The 586-nt window shown below is 79.0% G+C and carries 1 protein-coding gene and 1 pseudogene; both read left to right on the forward strand.

What is annotated here, in order from left to right:
- Nucleotides 1-287 (forward strand): hypothetical protein (locus tag NWP09_RS13165; protein WP_258275931.1); only part of this gene is annotated, 287 nt, incomplete at its 5' end.
- Nucleotides 288-332: 45 nt separating this feature from the next.
- Nucleotides 333-586, forward strand: a pseudogene (locus NWP09_RS13170) (2-phospho-L-lactate guanylyltransferase); the annotation flags it as partial.

Genomic DNA, 586 nt, shown 5'->3' on the forward strand with positions numbered 1-586 from the left:
GGCACCGGCTGCCCGCGTCGGCGACGCCCGGCGAGGTGCAGGCGGCGATCGCCGGACGCGTCCCCGCGGCCGCGGCCGCCGCGAGCGACCGCGTGCGGCTCGCGGCCGAGCGAGCGGTGTTCGACGCGGGCCCGCGCGAGCGCGGCGCTGTCGACGCCGACGTGCGCGCCGTGCGCCACGCCCTCGCCCGCTCGCAGCCGTGGTGGCGGCGCGCGCTCACGGCCGCCCTGCCGCCGAGCCTGCTGCGGGTGATCCCGCCCATCGACGACGACGACAGCCAGCGCTGAGGGCGCTGGACGAGCCCGCATCCGGCTCGCCGTAGGCTGGGCGGCGTGCAGTGGTCGATCGTGATCCCCGTCAAGGGCTCGATCGGCAAGTCGCGCCTCGCGGCGGGCGACGCGCGCGCTGCGCTCGCCGTCGCGTTCGCGCGCGACGCGATCACGGCCGCGTGCGCGAGCGCATCCGCCGACCAGGTGATCGTCGTGACGGGCGACCCGTCGGTGACGGAGGGCCTCGAGCGCGTGCGCGTCGTCGACGACCCGAGCGGCGGGCTGCACGCGGCGATCGCGGCGGGCCTGCGCACGCT

Origin of the sequence: Agrococcus sp. HG114, from assembly GCF_024723325.1 — a bacterium.
GTDB lineage: Bacteria > Actinomycetota > Actinomycetes > Actinomycetales > Microbacteriaceae > Agrococcus.